This window comes from Oceanihabitans sediminis (assembly GCF_003337215.1).
GTDB lineage: Bacteria > Bacteroidota > Bacteroidia > Flavobacteriales > Flavobacteriaceae > Oceanihabitans > Oceanihabitans sediminis.
On record NZ_QPIG01000003.1, the window covers coordinates 303,876 to 323,558 of the forward strand.

At 32.8% G+C, this 19,683-nt stretch carries 20 protein-coding genes; 11 read left to right on the top strand and 9 right to left on the bottom strand.

The annotated features are described in order from the left end of the window. Positions 1-57: 57 nt before the first annotated feature. The 4 genes from DU428_RS09695 to DU428_RS09710 form a co-directional block, all read right to left on the bottom strand. Complete coding sequence (locus tag DU428_RS09695) at positions 58-681, bottom strand: hypothetical protein (RefSeq protein ID WP_113966457.1); 624 nt, start codon at positions 679-681, stop codon at positions 58-60. A gap of 95 nt (positions 682-776) precedes the next feature. Beyond that, on the bottom strand, positions 777-1,703 hold the full coding sequence (locus tag DU428_RS09700) for a malate dehydrogenase (protein ID WP_113966458.1): 927 nt from the start codon (positions 1,701-1,703) through the stop codon (positions 777-779). A gap of 131 nt (positions 1,704-1,834) precedes the next feature. Beyond that, positions 1,835-2,851: a DUF6588 family protein gene (locus DU428_RS09705; protein ID WP_113966459.1), complete on the bottom strand. Its 1,017-nt coding sequence runs from the start codon at positions 2,849-2,851 to the stop codon at positions 1,835-1,837. Between the two features lie 52 nt (positions 2,852-2,903). Next, positions 2,904-4,154, bottom strand: coding sequence for a TonB-dependent receptor (locus tag DU428_RS09710; protein ID WP_113966460.1), 1,251 nt, complete (start codon positions 4,152-4,154; stop codon positions 2,904-2,906). Between the two features lie 96 nt (positions 4,155-4,250). Here DU428_RS09710 and DU428_RS09715 point away from each other — a divergent pair, with 96 nt between their 5' ends. Both DU428_RS09715 and DU428_RS13440 read left to right on the top strand, forming a co-directional pair. After that, positions 4,251-4,547: a hypothetical protein gene (locus DU428_RS09715; RefSeq protein WP_072351300.1), complete on the top strand. Its 297-nt coding sequence runs from the start codon at positions 4,251-4,253 to the stop codon at positions 4,545-4,547. 656 nt (positions 4,548-5,203) lie between these two features. Then, positions 5,204-5,365, top strand: coding sequence for a hypothetical protein (locus DU428_RS13440; protein WP_165839158.1), 162 nt, complete (start codon positions 5,204-5,206; stop codon positions 5,363-5,365). 129 nt (positions 5,366-5,494) lie between these two features. Here DU428_RS13440 and gyrB read toward each other — a convergent pair whose 3' ends face one another. Together gyrB and asnB are read right to left on the bottom strand one after the other, a co-directional pair. Then, entirely contained in the window at positions 5,495-7,444 is a 1,950-nt protein-coding gene (gene gyrB / locus DU428_RS09720) for a DNA topoisomerase (ATP-hydrolyzing) subunit B (protein ID WP_072351301.1), read from the bottom strand. 385 nt (positions 7,445-7,829) lie between these two features. Continuing rightward, positions 7,830-9,503, bottom strand: a complete 1,674-nt coding sequence (asnB, locus tag DU428_RS09725; protein WP_072351302.1) for an asparagine synthase B — start codon at positions 9,501-9,503, stop codon at positions 7,830-7,832. Between the two features lie 248 nt (positions 9,504-9,751). On the opposite strand from asnB, the gene DU428_RS09730 reads away from it, so the two are divergent. Beyond that, positions 9,752-10,297 carry a DUF2911 domain-containing protein gene (locus DU428_RS09730; protein ID WP_072351303.1) on the top strand — a complete coding sequence of 182 codons (546 nt, stop codon included), beginning with the start codon at positions 9,752-9,754 and terminating at the stop codon, positions 10,295-10,297. Between the two features lie 82 nt (positions 10,298-10,379). Here the strand turns inward: DU428_RS09730 and DU428_RS09735 are convergent, their stop codons facing one another. Next, positions 10,380-11,012 (bottom strand): 7-carboxy-7-deazaguanine synthase QueE, encoded by a 633-nt coding sequence (locus tag DU428_RS09735; protein WP_113966461.1) that lies wholly within the window; start codon positions 11,010-11,012, stop codon positions 10,380-10,382. A 195-nt stretch (positions 11,013-11,207) separates the two neighbouring features. Between DU428_RS09735 and DU428_RS09740 the strand changes: the two genes are divergently transcribed. The 8 genes from DU428_RS09740 (at position 11,208) to DU428_RS09775 (ending at position 17,827) form a co-directional block, all read left to right on the top strand. Then, positions 11,208-12,740 carry a helicase HerA-like domain-containing protein gene (locus DU428_RS09740; RefSeq protein ID WP_072351374.1) on the top strand — a complete coding sequence of 511 codons (1,533 nt, stop codon included), beginning with the start codon at positions 11,208-11,210 and terminating at the stop codon, positions 12,738-12,740. Positions 12,741-12,806: 66 nt separating this feature from the next. Then, complete coding sequence (locus tag DU428_RS09745) at positions 12,807-13,355, top strand: hypothetical protein (RefSeq protein ID WP_113966462.1); 549 nt, start codon at positions 12,807-12,809, stop codon at positions 13,353-13,355. A 64-nt stretch (positions 13,356-13,419) separates the two neighbouring features. Further along, positions 13,420-14,391: a YitT family protein gene (locus DU428_RS09750; protein ID WP_072351306.1), complete on the top strand. Its 972-nt coding sequence runs from the start codon at positions 13,420-13,422 to the stop codon at positions 14,389-14,391. Between the two features lie 18 nt (positions 14,392-14,409). Further along, positions 14,410-14,778, top strand: a complete 369-nt coding sequence (locus tag DU428_RS09755) for a cupin domain-containing protein (protein ID WP_072351307.1) — start codon at positions 14,410-14,412, stop codon at positions 14,776-14,778. Further along, complete coding sequence (locus tag DU428_RS09760) at positions 14,779-15,612, top strand: alpha/beta hydrolase (protein WP_113966463.1); 834 nt, start codon at positions 14,779-14,781, stop codon at positions 15,610-15,612. 31 nt (positions 15,613-15,643) lie between these two features. Beyond that, positions 15,644-16,390 carry a 23S rRNA pseudouridine(2604) synthase RluF gene (rluF, locus tag DU428_RS09765; protein ID WP_072351309.1) on the top strand — a complete coding sequence of 249 codons (747 nt, stop codon included), beginning with the start codon at positions 15,644-15,646 and terminating at the stop codon, positions 16,388-16,390. A 177-nt stretch (positions 16,391-16,567) separates the two neighbouring features. Next, on the top strand, positions 16,568-16,984 hold the full coding sequence (locus DU428_RS09770) for a hypothetical protein (protein WP_113966464.1): 417 nt from the start codon (positions 16,568-16,570) through the stop codon (positions 16,982-16,984). Positions 16,985-17,290: 306 nt separating this feature from the next. Further along, positions 17,291-17,827 (top strand): glucosamine inositolphosphorylceramide transferase family protein, encoded by a 537-nt coding sequence (locus DU428_RS09775; RefSeq protein WP_072351311.1) that lies wholly within the window; start codon positions 17,291-17,293, stop codon positions 17,825-17,827. Between the two features lie 219 nt (positions 17,828-18,046). Here the strand turns inward: DU428_RS09775 and DU428_RS09780 are convergent, their stop codons facing one another. Then, positions 18,047-18,778: a YwaF family protein gene (locus tag DU428_RS09780; protein WP_243633489.1), complete on the bottom strand. Its 732-nt coding sequence runs from the start codon at positions 18,776-18,778 to the stop codon at positions 18,047-18,049. 14 nt (positions 18,779-18,792) lie between these two features. Further along, a complete protein-coding gene (locus DU428_RS09785; RefSeq protein ID WP_072351312.1) occupies positions 18,793-19,671 on the bottom strand; it encodes a bifunctional 5,10-methylenetetrahydrofolate dehydrogenase/5,10-methenyltetrahydrofolate cyclohydrolase in 879 nt (292 codons plus the stop codon). Between the last annotated feature and the right edge of the window lie 12 nt (positions 19,672-19,683).

The window sequence follows — 19,683 nt, forward strand, 5'->3', positions numbered from 1 at the left end:
AATAGGCTTAAAGCTTTTTAAATTGGAAATCACTTCCTAAAAAGCATTAAGCTATAATTATGAAGTTTTATTAAGAGTAGGACCTGCTCTAACCTCAGGTATTTTATAAGAAAAAGTATCTATTGCAATCGCAATATTGGAAGATACTTTATAAGCAGTTTCAATATCTGTATACACAGGTTTTTCTTCTGAAAAACATGCTAAAAAGTTAACATTAGGATTGAAGAACCTATCGCTCTCTAATCTTGGCTCAATTGCTAGTTTCCCAGCAAAACCAGAATCAGCATCTGAAGCATCTTGGATTTTAAAAACATCTAAGTTATAATTAGCTGTTTCAGGATGCGATGGTAGCTTAGGTGATTCTTCTTTATTTGAAAGAAAACCTAAGGCTATTTGCGTTTCTTGTGAAAGCGTATCTTTAACAATAACAACATCCACATCACTGTAATAGGTGATTTTTAGCTGTCCGTTTTCAATTTCATGAATCTGAATATTATCAACACCAATTTCTAATAATTGTTTTTCAACAATAGAAATAGTGTATTTTATTTCAGAAGAAGATACGGTGGTATCGGAAAATTGTAGAACAATTTTCTGATTTGGTAATACCGCTTGGTCTTTACTAATAAAGCCTAGTAAAGTAAAAGCAGTAATTAAAGCACCTATGTACCATTTTTTCATGTTCCAAATATAAAAAATAAAGACTGTATTTCTACAGTCTTTATTATAATAACCAATAAATTTTAAATTATTTGGCAAATATGTTTAATAGAAGATTATAATTCTAATAATCCGTTTGTTTTCTTAACACCTTCAGCAGACTCTGCTAATTTTGCTTTTTCTGCATCGCTTAAGCTAATTTCAACGATTTTTTCTATTCCGTTAACACCTAAAACACAAGGAACTCCAATAGATAAATCACTTAATCCAAACTCGCCGTCTAATAAGGCAGAGCAAGGGAATATTTTCTTAGTATCACAAGCAATTGCTTGAACCATTGCAGACACTGCTGCACCTGGAGCATACCAAGCTGAAGTACCTAATAATCCAGTAAGAGTTGCACCTCCTACTTTAGTATCTTGTACTATTTGTTCCATTCTTTCTTCTGATAAGAATTCAGAAACTTTTACACTGTTTCTAGCTGCTTTATTGATTAATGGCACCATTCCTTTATCTGAGTGTCCACCAATTACCATACCGTCAACATCACTAATAGGCGCACCTAAAGCTTCCGCTAATCTATATTTAAAACGAGCAGAGTCTAAAGCTCCTCCCATTCCTATAACTCTATTTTTTGGTAAGTCTGTAGTTTTGTGCACTAAGTAAGTCATTGTATCCATTGGGTTACTTACTACAATGATGATTGTGTTTGGTGAGTGCTCAATTAAGCTAGAAGAAACTGTTTTTACAATTCCTGCATTAATACCAATTAACTCTTCACGAGTCATTCCTGGTTTTCTTGGAATACCTGAAGTAATTACACAAACATCAGAACCTGCTGTTTTAGAATAATCGTTTGTTACTCCAGTGATTTTTGTATCAAAACCATTTAAAGATGCTGTTTGCATTAAGTCCATTGCTTTACCTTCAGCAAAACCTTCTTTAATGTCTAATAATACTACTTCTGAAGCAAAGTTTTTAATTGCGATATATTCTGCACAACTTGCACCTACTGCTCCTGCTCCTACTACCGTTACTTTCATAATTATATGTTTTTATTTAATGTGAAACTATATATTTAAAACGAGTGTAAAATTACGAATAAAATTACTGTTAACGAAAAAAGCACAAGAGTAAATCTTATGCTTTTTAGAATTTAATATACATTTAATATTTATCTGAAACCAAAATTCACCCCTACAGAGAAAGCATGGTATTCTGAGATATGATACTCAGCATTAAGCCTAAAGAACCCTAACTTCAATCTTGTTCCTATAGAAGCTCTAACATCGGTCACTTCACTTTTAACCGAAAACGGATCTACAATGGTTTCTGAAGTTAACAACCCGTTGGTCACTCTATAATTTCCTAATAAATCAGATTGCGACTCGCCGTTGACATAACCAATTCCACCATAAAAATTAATAACCGGTAATTTGGTAGAAGCTATTAACTGAAACAACCAAGTGTTCGTGTCATTTTCAATTCTTTGGTTTTCTCCTTCAATTCCTGAAGATCCTGTAAGATCATACGAACCATCAATATGGTTATAGGCAACCAAACCTGAAACTGCTATAGGCCAAAGTTTACTTGCTGGAAGCCAATCTGTAAACTCCATTTGTATACCTGCACCATACATACTTAAACTCACATCATCTGTTTTAATATTTGGAACAAAACGAGCCTTTAGCTCTAATCCACTACTTAAACCAACAGCTCCTTGAATAAATGCCGTTGGCAATAAATTTTTACTTCCAGAACCTATTCCTTGTGGGAGTTCAAATTGTGTGGTTTGTGTACCAAAAATAGGATCATCGTATTGTACTTCTACAAATATATCTGGCTCATTTTCTCCCAAGACAGAAGCTACTGATTGTACGTTTGGTCCTTGAACAAATTGTACGTTATTATATTCGGAAGTATTTAAAGTAAATGCTTTATGCTCGTCTTTTATCATGACTGCATTTGCAATAACGGAAATTTCAAAACCTCCAAGCGGCTTTACTTTTGCTGAATTAAACCAATTAGCATTCATGCTATGCATGATTCCGTTAGTTCCAGGTGCTAGATAATCTTTAGCAAAACGTTGTGCATCTTCCACACCAGCAGCTAATAGTACATCTATATCATTTTGAGCTTTTACTCCGATAGATACCATAATAAGGGTAACATAAATTATAATTTTTCTCATAAAAATTGATTTTTCTGTATTAGTAAATATAATGATTTTGAATTTAAACTAGTTAAAACCCAATCCTTAAACTTAAATTAGGAGTAAACCCTAAAGACTTATTATTATTCTCAATTATTGTATTAAAATCATTAGGATTAACCTCATAATACTTATTTATGTCATTTTCTCTATCAAACAAATTAAGCACTCCAAATTTAGCAGAGAGCTTGCTATTTTTAAAATTAATATTATAATTTATAGAAGCATCTAATCGCATAAAATCATTTATGTTTTCACTATTAGGTGAATCAAAATTTACATATGTATTATTCCCGTCTTGAACCATTTCATTTCCTTCAATTGTTTTTGTGTACGGCTGACCTGATCGCCAAATTCCTCCTATGGAAACCCCTAAACTTTCGAATATATCATAATTAAAAGCTAGCGAAACTGAATGCCTAATATCTAAATTATTAGGGAAAACAGAAGGAGTTAGTGTTCTAAACTTATAATTATTTATACTATAAGTATAACTTAACCAAGCACCGTATTTATTGGTGCTTTTATTAATTAGAAGTTCCACACCTTTAACATTATATTCACCAATAGCATTAATAAACTGAAAATTATTATAGAATCCTTGGTTTGGAACTGTAATACCATCAACTACCTTATAAAAACCTTCTATATCAATAATGAAATCATTTTTATTGTAACTTACTCCAAAAGAAACCTGCTTACTTTCTGAAATAGGAATACTCTCTTCATTAGCTAGTGTCCATCGCCTATTTTCGACGCCTAAAAAGTCATATTGAAAGTCGATTATTTGTGTTGCTGATTGGTTTTTAAATTCCCCTTGCAGTTTCATGGCAAAGCCATTTGACCATTTATACCTTACATTAAGTCGAGGTTCTACTAAAAATTTCTCAAACTTTTGAAAATAATTAGACCTTATTCCCGCTCTAATAAAAAGAGAGGAATCATGATACTCAACCTCGTTAAAAATCGCATGATTTAAAAGAACATCCTTTTTTGTTCGACTAAATTCTGGTTTACTAACTTCTGTACCATTAAGTATTCCAACTTCTGTGAATTGATAACCATTCAATAGTTTTAAATGATCATTTAAAATATAAGTAGATTTCAGCTTTAGGCCTGTATCTATTACTTCATTTTCTTGATTTAATTGTTGATTTGTTTCAAGCTTATAATCAATTGCGTATACATTATACTGTGAATAATATAAATTTAACTCCGTAGATAGAACTGAATTCCACTCTGCAGACCAATTTCCACCAAAACCAATATTCTCTTGTTTCAAATTATTTGTTTTTGTTTCCGTTTCATTTGATGTATTAGTAAAGCTCTCATTATAATCTAAGCTATTACTGACACCAATAACATTTACTCTTAACTTATGACTGTCGTTTCAGCTGGTGTAGATTCTGCTAATGAGTTTTCGGAATTTACTATAAACTTTGCAAACGATTTATCCGTAACGACACAAAATACAGTTAACACAACTGTTGCCGATGTTAACGGAACCTACCAAGTGGTTTCAGAAATTGAAGTGCTTTTAAACTTAACGTTTCACGGAAACAGCTCATTTCAAGCCTTAAACAACACATGGGAAGTAACAAGCTATTCTAACACAACTGTTTCGTTAAGAAGCACAACTAATGGAGCTGTAACTTTAGTTTTATCAAAAATATAAAGTATTGCACCAAATCTAAGCAGTTACTAAATCAGTAACTGCTTTTTTTTATCTTTAAATAACCATTATGAAGAAGACATATTATATTCCTTCCTTTTCATTTTATTATTTAATTTTTCAACGGAAGAAACTAAAGGAATTTATATTTCTTCTGAAGAACAAACTAGCTCAAACACACAATCTATTGGAAGTTTGGCTAACTATATTTTATTTGGTAAAACTTTCAAAAGTTTAGTATTGGAGATTGTTTATGTTGCAGGATTTGATTCTAATGAATCTACTGTTTATAATTTAGTAGATTTTATAAGCCTAACTGAATAATAGTAGAAAAAAGTGCTTTAGCTTCTCCTCGTTTAGAGGCTTATTCTACACAAGACATAGTAAGTGTTAAAATAGAAAATACTATAATACAGAAAATCAGATTACAGTTTGGGTTTTTATTGCAGATGCAAAATCGGCAAGTGACACGGAAAACAACTATGTATTAGGTTCTGCTTATTGAAATACCCCCTTTGCAGTTTTTGAGGAAAGAATCCAAGAGCTAAGCAATAGTCCTTTAGAACCAAACAGAGTTGTTTTAGAAGCAACCGTTATGACTCATGAATTTGGTCATATTCTTGGCCAGACCAATTTAGGACCTGAAATGCAAACAAATCATGAAGACGAAACACATCCAAAACATTGCAAAAAATCAAGGTTGTTTAATGTATTGGGCTACAGAATCCTCACAAGGAATGATAAACCTAGTAAATATATCATCGGCACCACAAATTGACAGCCAATGTATTGCTGATTTAACAGCCAACGGAGGTATATAACAAATTAATAAGTAAAGAAAACAATACAAATCAAAAAAAGCTGAACAATCATATGATTATTCAGCTTTAAATAACAAATTTAATCCTTTAATAATCTGTATTTATTATTTAGGACTAGACAGACACTAATTAAGCATCAATATTTGCATAAATTGCATTTTTCTCGATAAACTCTCTACGAGGTGGAACCTCATCTCCCATTAACATAGAGAAGATTCTATCGGCTTCTGCTCCATTGTCAATTTGTACTTGACGTAAAGTTCTGTATTCAGGATTCATAGTTGTATCCCAAAGTTGTTCAGCGTTCATTTCCCCAAGACCTTTATAACGTTGGATCTTAGCTCCATCTCCATATTCTTTCATTAAAGCTATACGCTCTTCGTCTGTCCAAGCATACTCTTTTTTTGCTCCTTTTTTAACTAAATAAAGAGGTGGCGTTGCAATATAAATATGTCCGTTTTCAATTAGCTCCCTCATATAACGGAAGAAGAATGTTAAGATTAAAGTTTCAATATGTGCACCATCGATATCGGCATCACACATGATTACAATTTTATGGTATCTTAGCTTAGAAAGGTTTAATGCCTTAGTATCATCTTCTGTTCCGATAGTAACACCAAGTGCCGTATAAATATTTTTAATCTCTTCGTTTTCAAAAACTTTATGAGACATTGCTTTTTCTACGTTAAGAATCTTACCACGTAAAGGTAAAATAGCTTGGAAATTTCTATCACGACCTTGTTTTGCAGTTCCACCTGCCGAATCTCCCTCGACTAAGTAAACTTCACATTTTGAAGGATCTTGTTCTGAACAGTCAGATAATTTTCCAGGTAAACCACCTATACTCATTACTGTTTTACGCTGAACCATTTCACGAGCTTTTTGTGCTGCGTGACGTGCTTGAGCGGCAAGAATTACTTTTTGAACAATTGTCTTAGCATCTTCTGGATGCTCTTCTAAGTAATCGGTTAGCATTTCTGAAACTGCCTGACTCACAGAAGCAGAAACTTCACGGTTTCCTAATTTCGTTTTTGTTTGTCCTTCGAACTGTGGCTCTTGAACTTTTACCGAAATAATTGCAGTTAATCCTTCACGGAAATCATCTCCAGCAATGTCAAACTTTAACTTGTCTAACATTCCAGATTCATCTGCATATTTTTTAAGAGTATGTGTTAATCCACGGCGGAATCCTGATAAGTGTGTTCCTCCTTCATGCGTATTAATATTGTTTACGTATGAGTGTAAGTTTTCGGCATAACTAGTGTTATACACCATCGCAACCTCTACAGGAACGCCATTTTTCTCTCCTTCAAAAGCTATTACTTCTCTTGTAATTGGCTCACGGTTTCCGTCTAAGAATTTGATAAACTCTTTAAGACCTTCTTCTGAATGGAAAGTTTCTCCTTCATAAGATCCATCTTCTTTTTTAGATCGCTTATCAATTAAATGAATAGTAATTCCTTTATTAAGGTAAGCTAACTCACGCATTCTGCTTGCTAAAGTATCATAGCTATACTCTAATGTTTGTGTAAAAATTGTTGGGTCTGGCTTAAAAGTAACAATTGTTCCTCTTTTATCTGTATCTCCAATTTTCTTTACAGGGTACATTGCTTTACCTTTTTCGTACTCTTGTTCCCAGATTTCTCCTTTTCTGTAAACTGTAGCTTTTAAGTGTGTAGACAGTGCGTTTACACAACTCACACCTACTCCGTGCAGTCCTCCAGAAACTTTATACGAATCTTTATCGAATTTACCTCCCGCACCAATCTTAGTCATTACAACCTCTAATGCAGAAACTCCTTCTTTTTTATGTAAATCAACAGGGATACCACGACCATCATCTTCTGTAGTAATCGAGTTATCCTCGTTTATAGTAACGCTAATATTATCACAATGTCCAGCTAAAGCCTCATCAATAGAGTTATCTACAACCTCATATACTAGATGGTGTAAACCTCTAACTCCGGTATCTCCAATATACATGGAAGGACGCATGCGCACATGCTCCATTCCCTCTAACGCCTGAATACTATCCGCTGAATAGTTATCCTTGTTAAATTCTTCTCTTTTTTCGCTCATTATAAAACGTTTGATGTTTGTTATTTAATTAATTTGGTTTCCGTTTTGCAACGGAGTTCATGTGTTTTCTATGTTTTAAAAAAACTTTCTTGTAAAAAACATCGTTGGTCATTTTCACAAAAAAATCCCGGACTTTTCGGGACACCTGAACATAACAAATATACAACTTTTTGACGCTATTTGAAAGCTTTTCAGCCTCTGAAACGGATAATTATCAACAATTGTTAATTATTTAAAAGTGTCTTAAATCGCCTAAAAAACACCTTAAATTTAATTTTAACGATTTTTTACATTCTCGGAATTGTAAAAAAAGACAAAATCCCGCAGAAGCGAGATTTTGAATAAAATAAACTAACCAATTTTAACTAAAAACAACCAAATTCTTCTAGATTTTCACATAGGAATCTGCATGCACCTTCGCCACAGCTCTACCAGACGGATCATTCATGTTTTTAAACGCCTCATCCCATTCTAATGCTATTTTGGTGCTACACGCTACACTTGGCTCTTGAGGAACGCTTAAAGCAGCTGCATCGCTTGGGAAATGATCTTCAAAAATTGTTCTATAATAATATTCTTCTTTATTTATTGGTGTTTGAATAGGATAACGGAATTTGGCATTTGCCATTTGCTCATCGCTTACTTCTTTTTCTACCAATGCTTTTAATGTATCTATCCAACTATATCCTACTCCGTCACTAAATTGTTCTTTTTGTCTCCAAGCAACACTTTCTGGAAGCATGTCTTCAAACGCTTTTCGGAGTACCCATTTTTCCATACGTTCGCCATTAATCATTTTATCTTGAGGGTTGATGCTCATAGCAACATCCATAAATTCTTTATCTAAAAACGGAACACGTCCTTCAATACCCCAAGCAGCTAAACTTTTGTTTGCTCTTAAACAGTCGTACATGTGTAACTTATCTAATTTACGAACCGTTTCCTCATGGAAATCTTTTGCACTAGGAGCTTTATGAAAATATAAATAACCACCAAATAATTCATCTGCCCCCTCACCAGATAGCACCATTTTTATACCCATAGATTTAATTACACGAGCCATTAAACACATAGGTGTAGAAGAGCGAATAGTAGTAATATCATAGGTTTCAATATTATAAATCACATCTCGAATAGCATCTAGGCCTTCTTGAATAGTGAATTTTATTTCATGATGCACTGTACCAATATGGTCTGCCACTTTTTTTGCTGCAGCTAAATCTGGAGAACCTTCTAAGCCAACCGAAAAAGAATGCAACTGGGGCCACCATGCTTTTTCTTTATCATCTGCTTCAATTCTTCTTTCTGAATATTTTTTTGCTATTGCAGAAGTTATAGAAGAATCTAATCCGCCAGATAATAGTACGCCGTAAGGAACATCACTCATTAACTGTCTGTGAACGGCATCTTCTAAAGCTTGACGAACTTTAGCAATACTAGTTTCATTGTCTTTTACTGCTTCATATTCTCTCCAATCTCTTTTATACCATTTAACAAATTCTCCGTTTCGGCTAGACATATAATGCCCTGGAGGAAACAATTCTATTTTAGTACAAATTCCTTCTAAAGCTTTTAATTCGGAAGCCACATAAAAGGTACCATGTTTATCCCAACCAATATATAGTGGTATAATCCCCATATGGTCTCTAGCTATAAAATATTCCTCTTTTTCTACATCATAGATTGCGAAACCAAAAATACCGTTCATATCATCTACAAAATCAAATCCTTTATCCTTATAAAGCGCTAGTATAACTTCACAGTCACTTTGTGTTTGAAAATCGTACTTACCCTTTAATGATTCCCTTATTGCGCGATGGTTGTAAATCTCACCATTAGCTGCTAACACTACGGACTTATCAGCACTCAATAAGGGCTGTTTCCCTGAAGCAGGATCTACAATCGCTAAACGCTCATGTGCCATAATTACTTTTTCATCACTATAAATTCCGCTCCAATCTGGACCACGATGACGAATCTTTTTTGCCATCTCCAGAACCTGAGGACGTATATCTTCTACTTTTTGCTTTACATCAAACGCACATACAATTCCGCACATAATATTCTTTTTTATAAGACTACTCCAAAAGAAGTCTTCTTGTTAATAATTACAGCACAAATATGAAACAAAACTATACAAATGAAAATAGATGACTATATAATGGTTTCAATTTGATACTTAAAATTAATAATTAACTTAAATAAATAACTTTGAAGCTATTAAAGCTATAAAGCAAGTTTTAATCTGTTATTTACTTGCATGGAGATTAAATTGATTATTTTTATAGAAAATCAATATTAAATATTATGAAAAAACTAAAACTTATTACCGCTATTACTTTTGCATTTACCTTGTTACTATCCGTTAACACAACTGCTCAAGAATTTAAAGGCTTAGATAAAAGCCCAATGGATATGGCTTCATACCCTAGTTCCTATAAAGAATCCAATAAACTAATAAGAATTTCTTACGGTCGCCCACAGTTAAAAGGTCGTACCTTAAATGAGCTAATGAAAAACGGCGAAGTATGGAGAACCGGAGCTAATGAGGCATCAGAACTTACACTTTATAAGGATATGTATTTAGGCGATACTCTAGTAAAAGCTGGAACTTATACATTTTATATGATTCCGGGAGAAAAGGAATGGACAGCCATTATAAACAAAGACATCAACGTATGGGGAAGTTATTATTATAACGAAGCAAACGATGTAGCAAGATTAAAAGTCCCTGTTTCGGAAGGAAAAGAAGGTTTAGAAGCATTCTCTATAGCATTTGAAAAAGGCAAAGAAACTATAGACATGCATTTAGGATGGAGCAAAACTAGAGTTGTTGTTCCTTTTAAAATGTAATTAAATAATTGTTATAACTAAAAAGTTCCGAGGATACATCATCTTCTCGGAACTTTTTTATTCTATTTACTTACATCCTATTCTAAGGAATATTCAAGTATTTATGTGTTTGTAAAGAAACTTTCCACTTCGGGTTTTTCATGACATAATCAACAATTTGTGGCATCATTTTATCACGCTTACTCCATTCTGGTTGCAGGTATAATATGCAGTCGTCATTAATCTTTGCTGCTTGTTCTTCAGCAAATCTAAAATCGTCTTTATTGTAAACAATACACTTAAGTTCATGTGCTTTTGCGTACACTTCTTCGGTAGGGAGTTTGTTTTTCTTTGGCGATAAGCAAATCCAATCCCAAATTCCTGTAAGCTTATAAGCTCCAGAAGTTTCAATATGAATTTGAAGTCCTTTATCTTTTAACTCTTTAGTTAAAGGTCCCATATCCCACATTAACGGTTCTCCACCAGTAACCACAATTGTTCTGCTATATTTAGCTGCATTTTCAGCAATATCAACAGCTTTAGTTGCAGGATGCAATTCTGGCAACCAGCTTTCTTTAACGTCACACCAATGGCAACCAACATCGCAACCACCAATTCTCACAAAATAAGCAGCAGTCCCCTTATGGAAACCTTCTCCTTGAATGGTATAAAACTCTTCCATTAAAGGCAATAATAATCCTTTATCTAGTAACTCTTGTCTTTCACTTCTTGTCATAGCCTGCAAAGATAGTTATTTATGTGTGTAAAAATTAATTGCTACTTAAGTATTTAATCCAAAATAAACTTCTACTTTATAAAACAAAATAGGTGAACCTTAATCCATTAAAGGTTTTTAGTTAAAAAGTTGAGAGCTTTTTTAAAAGGTTTTAACTGAAAGATTACTATTTTTATGCAAATTTTTAATCATATTATGAGTAAGAAGGAAGAATTTATTAAACATATTACAGAAGGCAATAGCACCAAAGGGGATTATATCACTTTAGGTTCTGCAATGTTAGATGGCGAAACCATTACAGATGCTTTTATAAAAGTACCTCTAAAAACCATGAATAGACATGGTTTAATTGCTGGTGCAACTGGAACAGGAAAAACAAAAACCCTTCAAGTTTTAGCTGAGAATTTAAGCGAAAAAGGAATTCCTGTTTTACTTATGGATATAAAAGGGGATTTAAGTGGATTGGCACAGCCAAGCCCTGGTCATGCGAAGATTGATGAACGACATGCAAAAATTGGTTTACCATTTGAAGCAAAAGGTTTTCCGGTAGAAATCATGTCACTTTCACAACAAGATGGGGTTAGACTTCGAGCTACAGTAAGCGAATTCGGACCTGTTTTATTATCTAGAATTTTAGATCTTTCTGAAACGCAAACCGGAGTTGTTGCCGTAATTTTCAAATATTGTGACGATAATAAATTACCTCTTTTAGATTTAAAAGATTTCAAAAAAGTATTGCAATACGCTACACAGCAAGGAAAAAAAGAATTTGATGAAGCTTATGGAAGAATCTCTTCTGCTTCTACCGGAGCTATTTTACGTAAAGTCGTAGAAATTGAACAACAAGGCGGAGATATTTTCTTCGGAGAAAAAAGTTTTGAAGTAGAAGACTTAGTGCGTACAACAAGAGACGGAAGAGGTTATATCAATATTATCCGATTAACAGATATTCAAGATAAACCGAAGTTGTTTTCAACATTTATGCTAAGCTTATTAGCTGAAATATATGAAACCTTCCCAGAACAAGGTGATTCTGACAAACCAGAATTAATCATGTTTATTGATGAAGCACATTTAATTTTCAACCAAGCTTCCAAAGCATTGTTAAATCAAATTGAAAACATTGTAAAGCTTATTCGAAGTAAAGGAATCGGGCTATACTTTGTTACGCAAAACCCAACAGATGTACCTGAAGCTGTTTTAGGTCAGTTAGGTTTAAAAATCCAACATGCTTTACGTGCGTTTACTGCTAAAGACAGAAAAGCAATCAAGCTAACTGCGCAAAACTATCCGCTTACAGACTATTATGATACTGCAGAAGTACTAACCTCTCTTGGTATTGGTGAAGCACTAGTTTCTGCTTTAGATGAAAAAGGAAGACCTACGCCACTAGCAGCAACCTTGGTTCGTGCACCAATGAGCAGAATGGATATTTTAACGGAAACCGAATTAAATGCTCTTTTAGACGATTCAAAATTAGTTACAAAATATAACGAAACTATAGATAGAGAATCAGCTTATGAAATGCTTAAAGCAAAAATTGAAAAAGCAGAAAACATAAAAGAGGAAGAAGAAGAAAGAGAAGCTAGAGAAAAAGAAAGACAAAGGACTCAAAGAACCACTAGATCTAGAACTACAAGTAATAGAATGAATCCTGTAGTAAAAGTACTAACTAGCGCAACCTTTATACGTTCTGTATTTGGTATTCTAAAAAAGGTTATGAAATAACCGCCTCAAACAAAAAAAAAAAAAAATAATTAATCCTAAAAGTTCCCATCATCTTGGGAAATACACATGAAAAAGACAATAATAGCAATTATCACTTTAGCACTTTTTAGTGCTTGTAAAAAAGAAATTAACCCATACACCATTTCAAAACAAAACATTGGTTTACTTACAGATTCTACTCAAGTAAAAGATATAGATGCCATTTACACTAATGATTCTATTGTAAAAAGAATTGCTGGCGATGAATTTATTGGAGGTATAAACGATATAGAAATCTATGATAAAAACGGTAAACTTTTACTGTTACTTACCCCTAAGCAGGTTTTAGATTCTACCTCTACTATTACAACCATTAAAGTAGTTGATCCAAGATTCAAAACAGATAAGGGCTTAAATACTGCAAGTACTTTTGCAGACATAAAAAATAATTATACCATTTCAAGTATTCAAAATACCTTAAGAAATGTGGTTGTGTTTGTAAACGATATCAATGGCTTCTTTACCATTGATAAAAAAGAATTACCTGCAGAGCTTCGAATTGATATGAATAAAAAAATTGAAGCGGTTCATATTCCAGACGGAGCTAAAATCAAACATTTCATGATAGGCTGGTAATTCCCTCCACTTATCAATAAAGATAAATTTCAACAAGTATTTAGGTATAACATTAAAATAATAGATGAAGCAATTCTTAGGTAAACTAATAACAAATATTGCCCAAAAAAGGCTAAAAACAGAGAATCAAAACGCTACAGTTTCAGATATCACTTTAGCGCCAATAATCGATAATATCAAGGTTGAAGTTTCTCATGCTATAAAAGAATTCATCTTTATTATTATAGGTGTTTTTTCAGCAGGATTTGGGTTAAATGGTTTTTTATTACCTAATAATTTTATTGATGGTGGAGCAACAGGTATTTCGCTTTTGCTACAAAACACAACTTCTCTATCATTAAGTGCTTTATTACTTATAGTTAATATTCCGTTTTTAATTTTAGCCACAAGAACGATTGGCGTAAAATTCGCCATAAAAAGTGTACTTGCAATTGCATTTTTAGCGGTAGTAGTACATTTTGTAGACTACCCAATCATTACAGATGACAAATTACTTATAGCAGTCTTTGGTGGTTTCTTTTTAGGTTTAGGAATAGGAATGGCCATGAGAGGTGGTAGCGTTATTGATGGAACAGAGGTTTTGGCAATCTTTTTAAGTAGAAAACTTTCTATTACCGTAGGTGACGTTTTACTTTTAACAAATATTGTTATCTTTTCCTTTGGGGCTTACATCCTATCTATTGAGGTAGCTTTATACGCTATCCTAACCTATTTAGCTGCTGCAAAAACAGTAGATTTTGTTGTAGATGGTGTAGAAGAATATGTAGGTATTACTATTATTTCTGAAAAACATGAAGAGCTGAGAGTAATGATAACCGACAAGCTTCAAAGAGCCTGTACTATTTACGTAGGAAAAGGAGGTTTTAACGAAAAAGGAAGCAGCGAATCTAAAGACATTATCTACACAGTAATGACAAGATTAGAACTAGCAAAACTATATACTGAAGTAGATAAAATAGACAAAAATGCCTTTGTAGTAATAGGTTTGGTTAAAGATTTAAAAGGCGGAATGATTAAACGCAAACCATTAAAGTAAACATAAAATAGAAGCATCATGAAAGATAAAAAATATACCATTCAAAAAGCACCATTTGTTGTTCCTACAACCGACGGAAAAGTTATTGAAGAGCATTTTGGCTTAGCAAGTAATAATAATTCAGAAGTTAGTATTGCACATATGATCGCTCCTCCAGGTTGGAGTGAACCTTTTCAAACTCCTAAGTTTGATGAATACACTTACATCATCAAAGGAAAAAAACAATTTATTATAGAAGACGAAACCATTGTTTTAGAAGCTGGCCAGTCTATAAAAATCAACAAAAATACTCGCGTACAGTATTCCAACCCTTTCACTGATGCTTGTGAATATTTGGCAGTTTGTCTTCCTGCGTTTTCTATGGACTTAGTAAACAGAGAATCCTAAATGAAATTTCTACCAAAAATCATAGGTTTCTTTGTCAACTTCTTAAGTTATATATCACCAAAGTTAGCCGGAAAGCTAGCTATATATTTATTTTCTACTCCTTTAAAAGGAAAACCTACCGAAAAAGATATAGACTTTCTAAATACAGCCTTTAGAGAAAGCTTGAAATACGATGATTTAAGCATCATGACCTATCGCTGGCTTGGTAAGAACAAAACAATCCTTCTTGCTCATGGTTGGGAAAGCAATGCCGCAAGATGGAGACCATTAATTGAAAGTCTTAAAAAACACGATTATAATATTATTGCACTAGATGCTCCTGCTCACGGACACTCGGGTAGCAAACGTTTTGATGCTATTTTGTATGCGGAATTTATTCAAATAGTTTGTAAAAAATTCAAACCAGATGTTATTGTTGGGCATTCGGTTGGAGGCATGTCAACCATTTTTTATCAGCATAAATACAAAAACAAACAATTAGAAAAATTAATACTCCTTGGAGCACCTTCTAATATTTCAGATGTATTTACTCGCTATATTAATATGATGGGCTACAACAAGCGAGTTGGTAAGCAGATGAATAAAATTGTGCAACAGAAATACGGAAACCTTCCCGCCTATTATTCTGCAGCAAATTTCACAAAAAACATTGATACTTCTGCCCTTATCATACATGATGAACGCGATAGAATTATCCCGTATGAAGATGCAAAGCAATATGTTGAAAATTACCAAAATGCAAAACTGATTACAACACAAGGCTTCGGTCACTCTTTAAATAACGAAACCATTACAGAGTATATAAATAATTACCTTTCTAAAGAAGCAATTTAATTCAGTCTAAAGTTTATAGTATCTTTGCAATATGAATGAGAATTTTAAACGTATAAACAAATACTTAAGCGAAGTTGGCTACTGCTCTCGTAGGGAAGCCGACAGACTTATTGAAGCAGGAAGAGTAACCATTAACGGAGTTGTTCCAGAAATGGGCACTAAAATAGCTCCTACCGATGTGGTTCATGTAGACGGAAAACCTGTTGTAAACACCAAAGAATCTTTTACCTACTTAGTTTTCAATAAACCTGTAGGAATCGTGTGTACAACAGATACAAGAGTAGAAAAAGATAATATTATAGATTATATAAATTATCCGAAGCGAATTTTCCCTATCGGGAGACTAGACAAACCTAGTGAAGGACTTATTTTCCTAACCGATGATGGAGATATAGTAAACAAAATTCTTCGCGCAAGTAACAACCACGATAAAGAATACATTGTTACTGTTGATAAGCCTATTTCCCAAACTTTTATAGAGAGAATGTCTAATGGGATTCCTTTAGAAGAACTAGGGCAAACCACAAAAAAATGTGTCGTTGAAAAATTAGGAACTTATAAATTCCGAATTATTCTAACACAAGGATTAAACAGACAAATTCGTAGAATGTGTGAGTATTTAAACTACGAAGTGCAAACACTGAAACGTATTCGTATCATGAATATTAAACTAGATATTCCAATTGGAGAAATCAGAGAGTTTACCGAAGAGGAATTTAGAGTATTAAATGAACTTCTTGAAGATTCTACAAAAGAATACGAAGCCAATAACAAATAACACAAACTTCTTTTAAAATAGTAATGCTTGTTATGATTATAAGAATAATTATAACAAGCTTTTTTATACAGTACTACTAAGTATAAGTTTACTATTACACCTCTACAAAACAAAATAACAATTTTCTAAAAATCAACATTTTACTGTATTTTCATGTCAAAAAACAAGAAGTGCTGTATGAGGATTGCTATTATAATCAAAAATTTAAATAAATTAACCAACTACGAATTAAGATTAGCTAACAGAATTAAAATGGACAGCTCGTTTGAGTTATGCCTATTAATTCATGATGGCAGAAAGAATTCCAACGGGATTAATACTAAAAACACCATTAGTAAATCCCTATTAAAACTTCAATTACAATTAGAATCTAAAATATATAAAAGCAGCTTTATAGCGAACAAACAGGAAATAATTGACTACCTCAAAGCAACACCAAGCATTTCTTTCCATCCAACAAAAAAAGGGCATCAAGATATTTTCAGCAAAGAAGATGCCGACAAAATAACACCTTACGATCTTGATATTATATTAAATCTAGAATTTGATTCTATTCAAGGAGAAATTCTAAAAACTACAAAACATGGTATTTAGAGCTTTCACCATGGCTATAATCCTAATAATGAAAAAGGTCCACCTATATTCTAAAATAGTCACTAGATATACTATTCAAAAACATTAATCTGTTACAAAACAACCAATTACATTATCAAGAAATTCCGATTGATTCCAACCCTTTATTAAAATCACCAGGCATCAAATATACTCTAAAGTATATTGCTCATTTTCTTTCCAATTTTATAAGCAGAATAAAAAGAGCGTATTGCTGAAAGATTTTTAGGAACTCGTATCCATCGTTGGACATTATTTACAGGAAAAGGACCCTTTGAGAAAACCGCATTGCAAAGTTTAAAACCCATAAAACTACCTAAGGATGAGTTTTGGGCAGACCCTTTTCTTTTTCCATATAAAGGAGAAGCCTATGTGTTTTTTGAAATTTATTCTTATAAAACCAAATTAGGAAAAATCTCTTGTGGAAGAATTCAAAATAATGAAATTGTAGAGGTTCAAGACATATTAGATTTTGACTATCATCTTTCCTACCCTTTTATTTTTGAGGAAGATGATTCGATATTTATGATACCAGAAACTAGCGACAACAACCAAGTTGAAATATATAAGTGCGAGTCCTTTCCTAATAAATGGAGTTTATACGCCACAGCTTTTGAAGGAGAAAAAATAGTGGACACAAGTTATTATAAAGATGAAAACGGACAACGATGGCTCTTTTTAAACAAAGCTTTTGGTGAGCATTCAAGCAATCTATACATCTACAAAATAGATTCTTTAAAACTTAATAAAATAGAAACTCATAAGAAAAACCCTGTAATTATAGATACTAGGCTTGCTAAAATGCAGGTAAGATTTTCAATTTAGAAAACAAGAAAATCAGACCTTCGTAAAATAACTCTAAAGGGGTTTACGGTTACGGATTAAACTTAAATGTTATAAAAAAACTAACTATTGATGATTATATAGAAGAAAAAATAGTTAGTATTGAACCTGACTCCCACAAAGGCATTAAAGCAACACACAACCTTAGCCTTTTAGATGATTTTATATTATAGATGGCTCCTACAAACGTCTATAATCTCTTTATTTGGAATTCTTGTTGCTTTTGTTTCGGGTAAGATAAAATGGCAAATATATTAGCAAGAAAAACGGAATTAAAATAAGCTCAACCACTAATAAATAGTATGGCCAATCTCCTAAATAATCTAAGGCCGAAGCAGATGCTGGTTTTCTATTTAAATAAAAATAATTAGATTTTAAAAAGTAGTTTATGGCCATAATAACTACAACATAAACTTGTAAAGCCATAAAGGATTTAAAAATACTTTTAAATCTTGGTCGCATTCGCAAAGCGAAGACAGCATAAAAAATAATAGTGAGCAGACCTAAATGTACAATCCAATACCTGAAATAATCAAAGCTTGGAAAACCAACTGCAATATCTGGCGTTAAAACACCTTGTGTAGTACCTGCAATAACCCAAAATAACAAAATTTCAAACATCCAATACTTTCTAGAAAAAGTAAAAATCGGAATGATTAAAGCCAAGAAACTACATAAAAACAAAGGGAGGTCTGTGGTGATAGAGTAATTTCCTAAACTAATCAAATAACTATGATAAGTTATAATAGCACCAGAAACAAAAACACCGAAATATTTGAATACCTGTTGTTTTTGCTCTACAGATAAATTTCTATTGGAAAAACGAATTATAAAGACACAAAAAAGGGTAGCAATTAGAATTGGCAATATATGTTGCACACTTCCAATGATTACCCTATTTGTATTTAATACTAGTACTTGAAGCAAATTCACGCTACAATATAAGTTTATTGTAGGTGTCTTTCTCTAGCTAAAAGTGTATTTTTAAGAAGCATCGCAATAGTCATTGGTCCTACTCCACCTGGAACAGGTGTTATAAAACTTGCTTTTTTGCTTACGTTTTCAAAATCTACGTCTCCAGTAATAACATAACCTTTTGGTGCGTTTTCATCTGGAACACGAGTAATTCCAACATCAATTACTACAACATCATCTTTCACCATTTCAGCTTTTAAATAATTAGGTTGCCCTAAAGCTGTAATAATAATATCTGCTTGACTTGTTATTTGTGTAATATTCTTAGTGTGACTGTGTGTAAGTGTTACCGTAGAGTTTCCTGGAAAACCTTTTCTTCCCATTAAAATACTCATTGGTCTTCCTACTATGTGAGATCTTCCAATAACTACAGTATGTTTTCCTTTCGTTTCTACACCATAACGATCTAGTAACTCTAAAATACCAAATGGAGTTGCAGGAATAAAAGTTGACATATCTAAAGCCATTTTTCCAAAGTTCATTGGATGGAAACCATCAACATCTTTATCTGGGTTAACAGCCATTAAAACCTTTTGTGTATTGATTTGTGGAGGCAATGGTAATTGAATAATAAACCCATCTATATTACTATCTTGGTTTAATTCTTCAATTTTATCTAATAATTCAATTTCACTTGTGGTATTAGATAATCTTACCATAGTAGACTCAAAACCTACACGTTCACAAGCACGAACTTTACTAGCAACATAAGTTAAACTTGCTCCGTCATTACCAACAATAATTGCAGCTAAATGTGGTACTTTTTCCCCTTTAGCTTTCATTTTTTTCACCTGTTCGGTAATTTCATCCTTAATGTCGTTGCTGATTTTTTTTCCGTCTAAGATTGTCATGTTGTTTGAGCT

Bases quoted from the DNA above. Each gene is read 5' to 3' on its own strand.
- DU428_RS13440 (WP_165839158.1), top strand. From the start codon at position 5,204: ATGAAGACGAAACACATCCAAAACATTGCAAAAAATCAAGGTTGTTTA.
- DU428_RS09695 (WP_113966457.1), bottom strand. From the start codon at position 681: ATGAAAAAATGGTACATAGGTGCTTTAATTACTGCTTTTACTTTACTA.
- gyrB (WP_072351301.1), bottom strand. From the start codon at position 7,444: ATGAGCGAAAAAAGAGAAGAATTTAACAAGGATAACTATTCAGCGGAT.
- DU428_RS09745 (WP_113966462.1), top strand. From the start codon at position 12,807: ATGAAAAAGACAATAATAGCAATTATCACTTTAGCACTTTTTAGTGCT.
- DU428_RS09750 (WP_072351306.1), top strand. From the start codon at position 13,420: ATGAAGCAATTCTTAGGTAAACTAATAACAAATATTGCCCAAAAAAGG.
- DU428_RS09705 (WP_113966459.1), bottom strand. From the start codon at position 2,851: ATGAGAAAAATTATAATTTATGTTACCCTTATTATGGTATCTATCGGA.
- DU428_RS09760 (WP_113966463.1), top strand. From the start codon at position 14,779: ATGAAATTTCTACCAAAAATCATAGGTTTCTTTGTCAACTTCTTAAGT.
- DU428_RS09735 (WP_113966461.1), bottom strand. From the start codon at position 11,012: ATGACAAGAAGTGAAAGACAAGAGTTACTAGATAAAGGATTATTATTG.
- asnB (WP_072351302.1), bottom strand. From the start codon at position 9,503: ATGTGCGGAATTGTATGTGCGTTTGATGTAAAGCAAAAAGTAGAAGAT.
- DU428_RS09740 (WP_072351374.1), top strand. From the start codon at position 11,208: ATGAGTAAGAAGGAAGAATTTATTAAACATATTACAGAAGGCAATAGC.
- DU428_RS09770 (WP_113966464.1), top strand. From the start codon at position 16,568: ATGAGGATTGCTATTATAATCAAAAATTTAAATAAATTAACCAACTAC.
- DU428_RS09715 (WP_072351300.1), top strand. From the start codon at position 4,251: ATGACTGTCGTTTCAGCTGGTGTAGATTCTGCTAATGAGTTTTCGGAA.
- DU428_RS09730 (WP_072351303.1), top strand. From the start codon at position 9,752: ATGAAAAAACTAAAACTTATTACCGCTATTACTTTTGCATTTACCTTG.
- DU428_RS09785 (WP_072351312.1), bottom strand. From the start codon at position 19,671: ATGACAATCTTAGACGGAAAAAAAATCAGCAACGACATTAAGGATGAA.
- rluF (WP_072351309.1), top strand. From the start codon at position 15,644: ATGAATGAGAATTTTAAACGTATAAACAAATACTTAAGCGAAGTTGGC.
- DU428_RS09700 (WP_113966458.1), bottom strand. From the start codon at position 1,703: ATGAAAGTAACGGTAGTAGGAGCAGGAGCAGTAGGTGCAAGTTGTGCA.
- DU428_RS09755 (WP_072351307.1), top strand. From the start codon at position 14,410: ATGAAAGATAAAAAATATACCATTCAAAAAGCACCATTTGTTGTTCCT.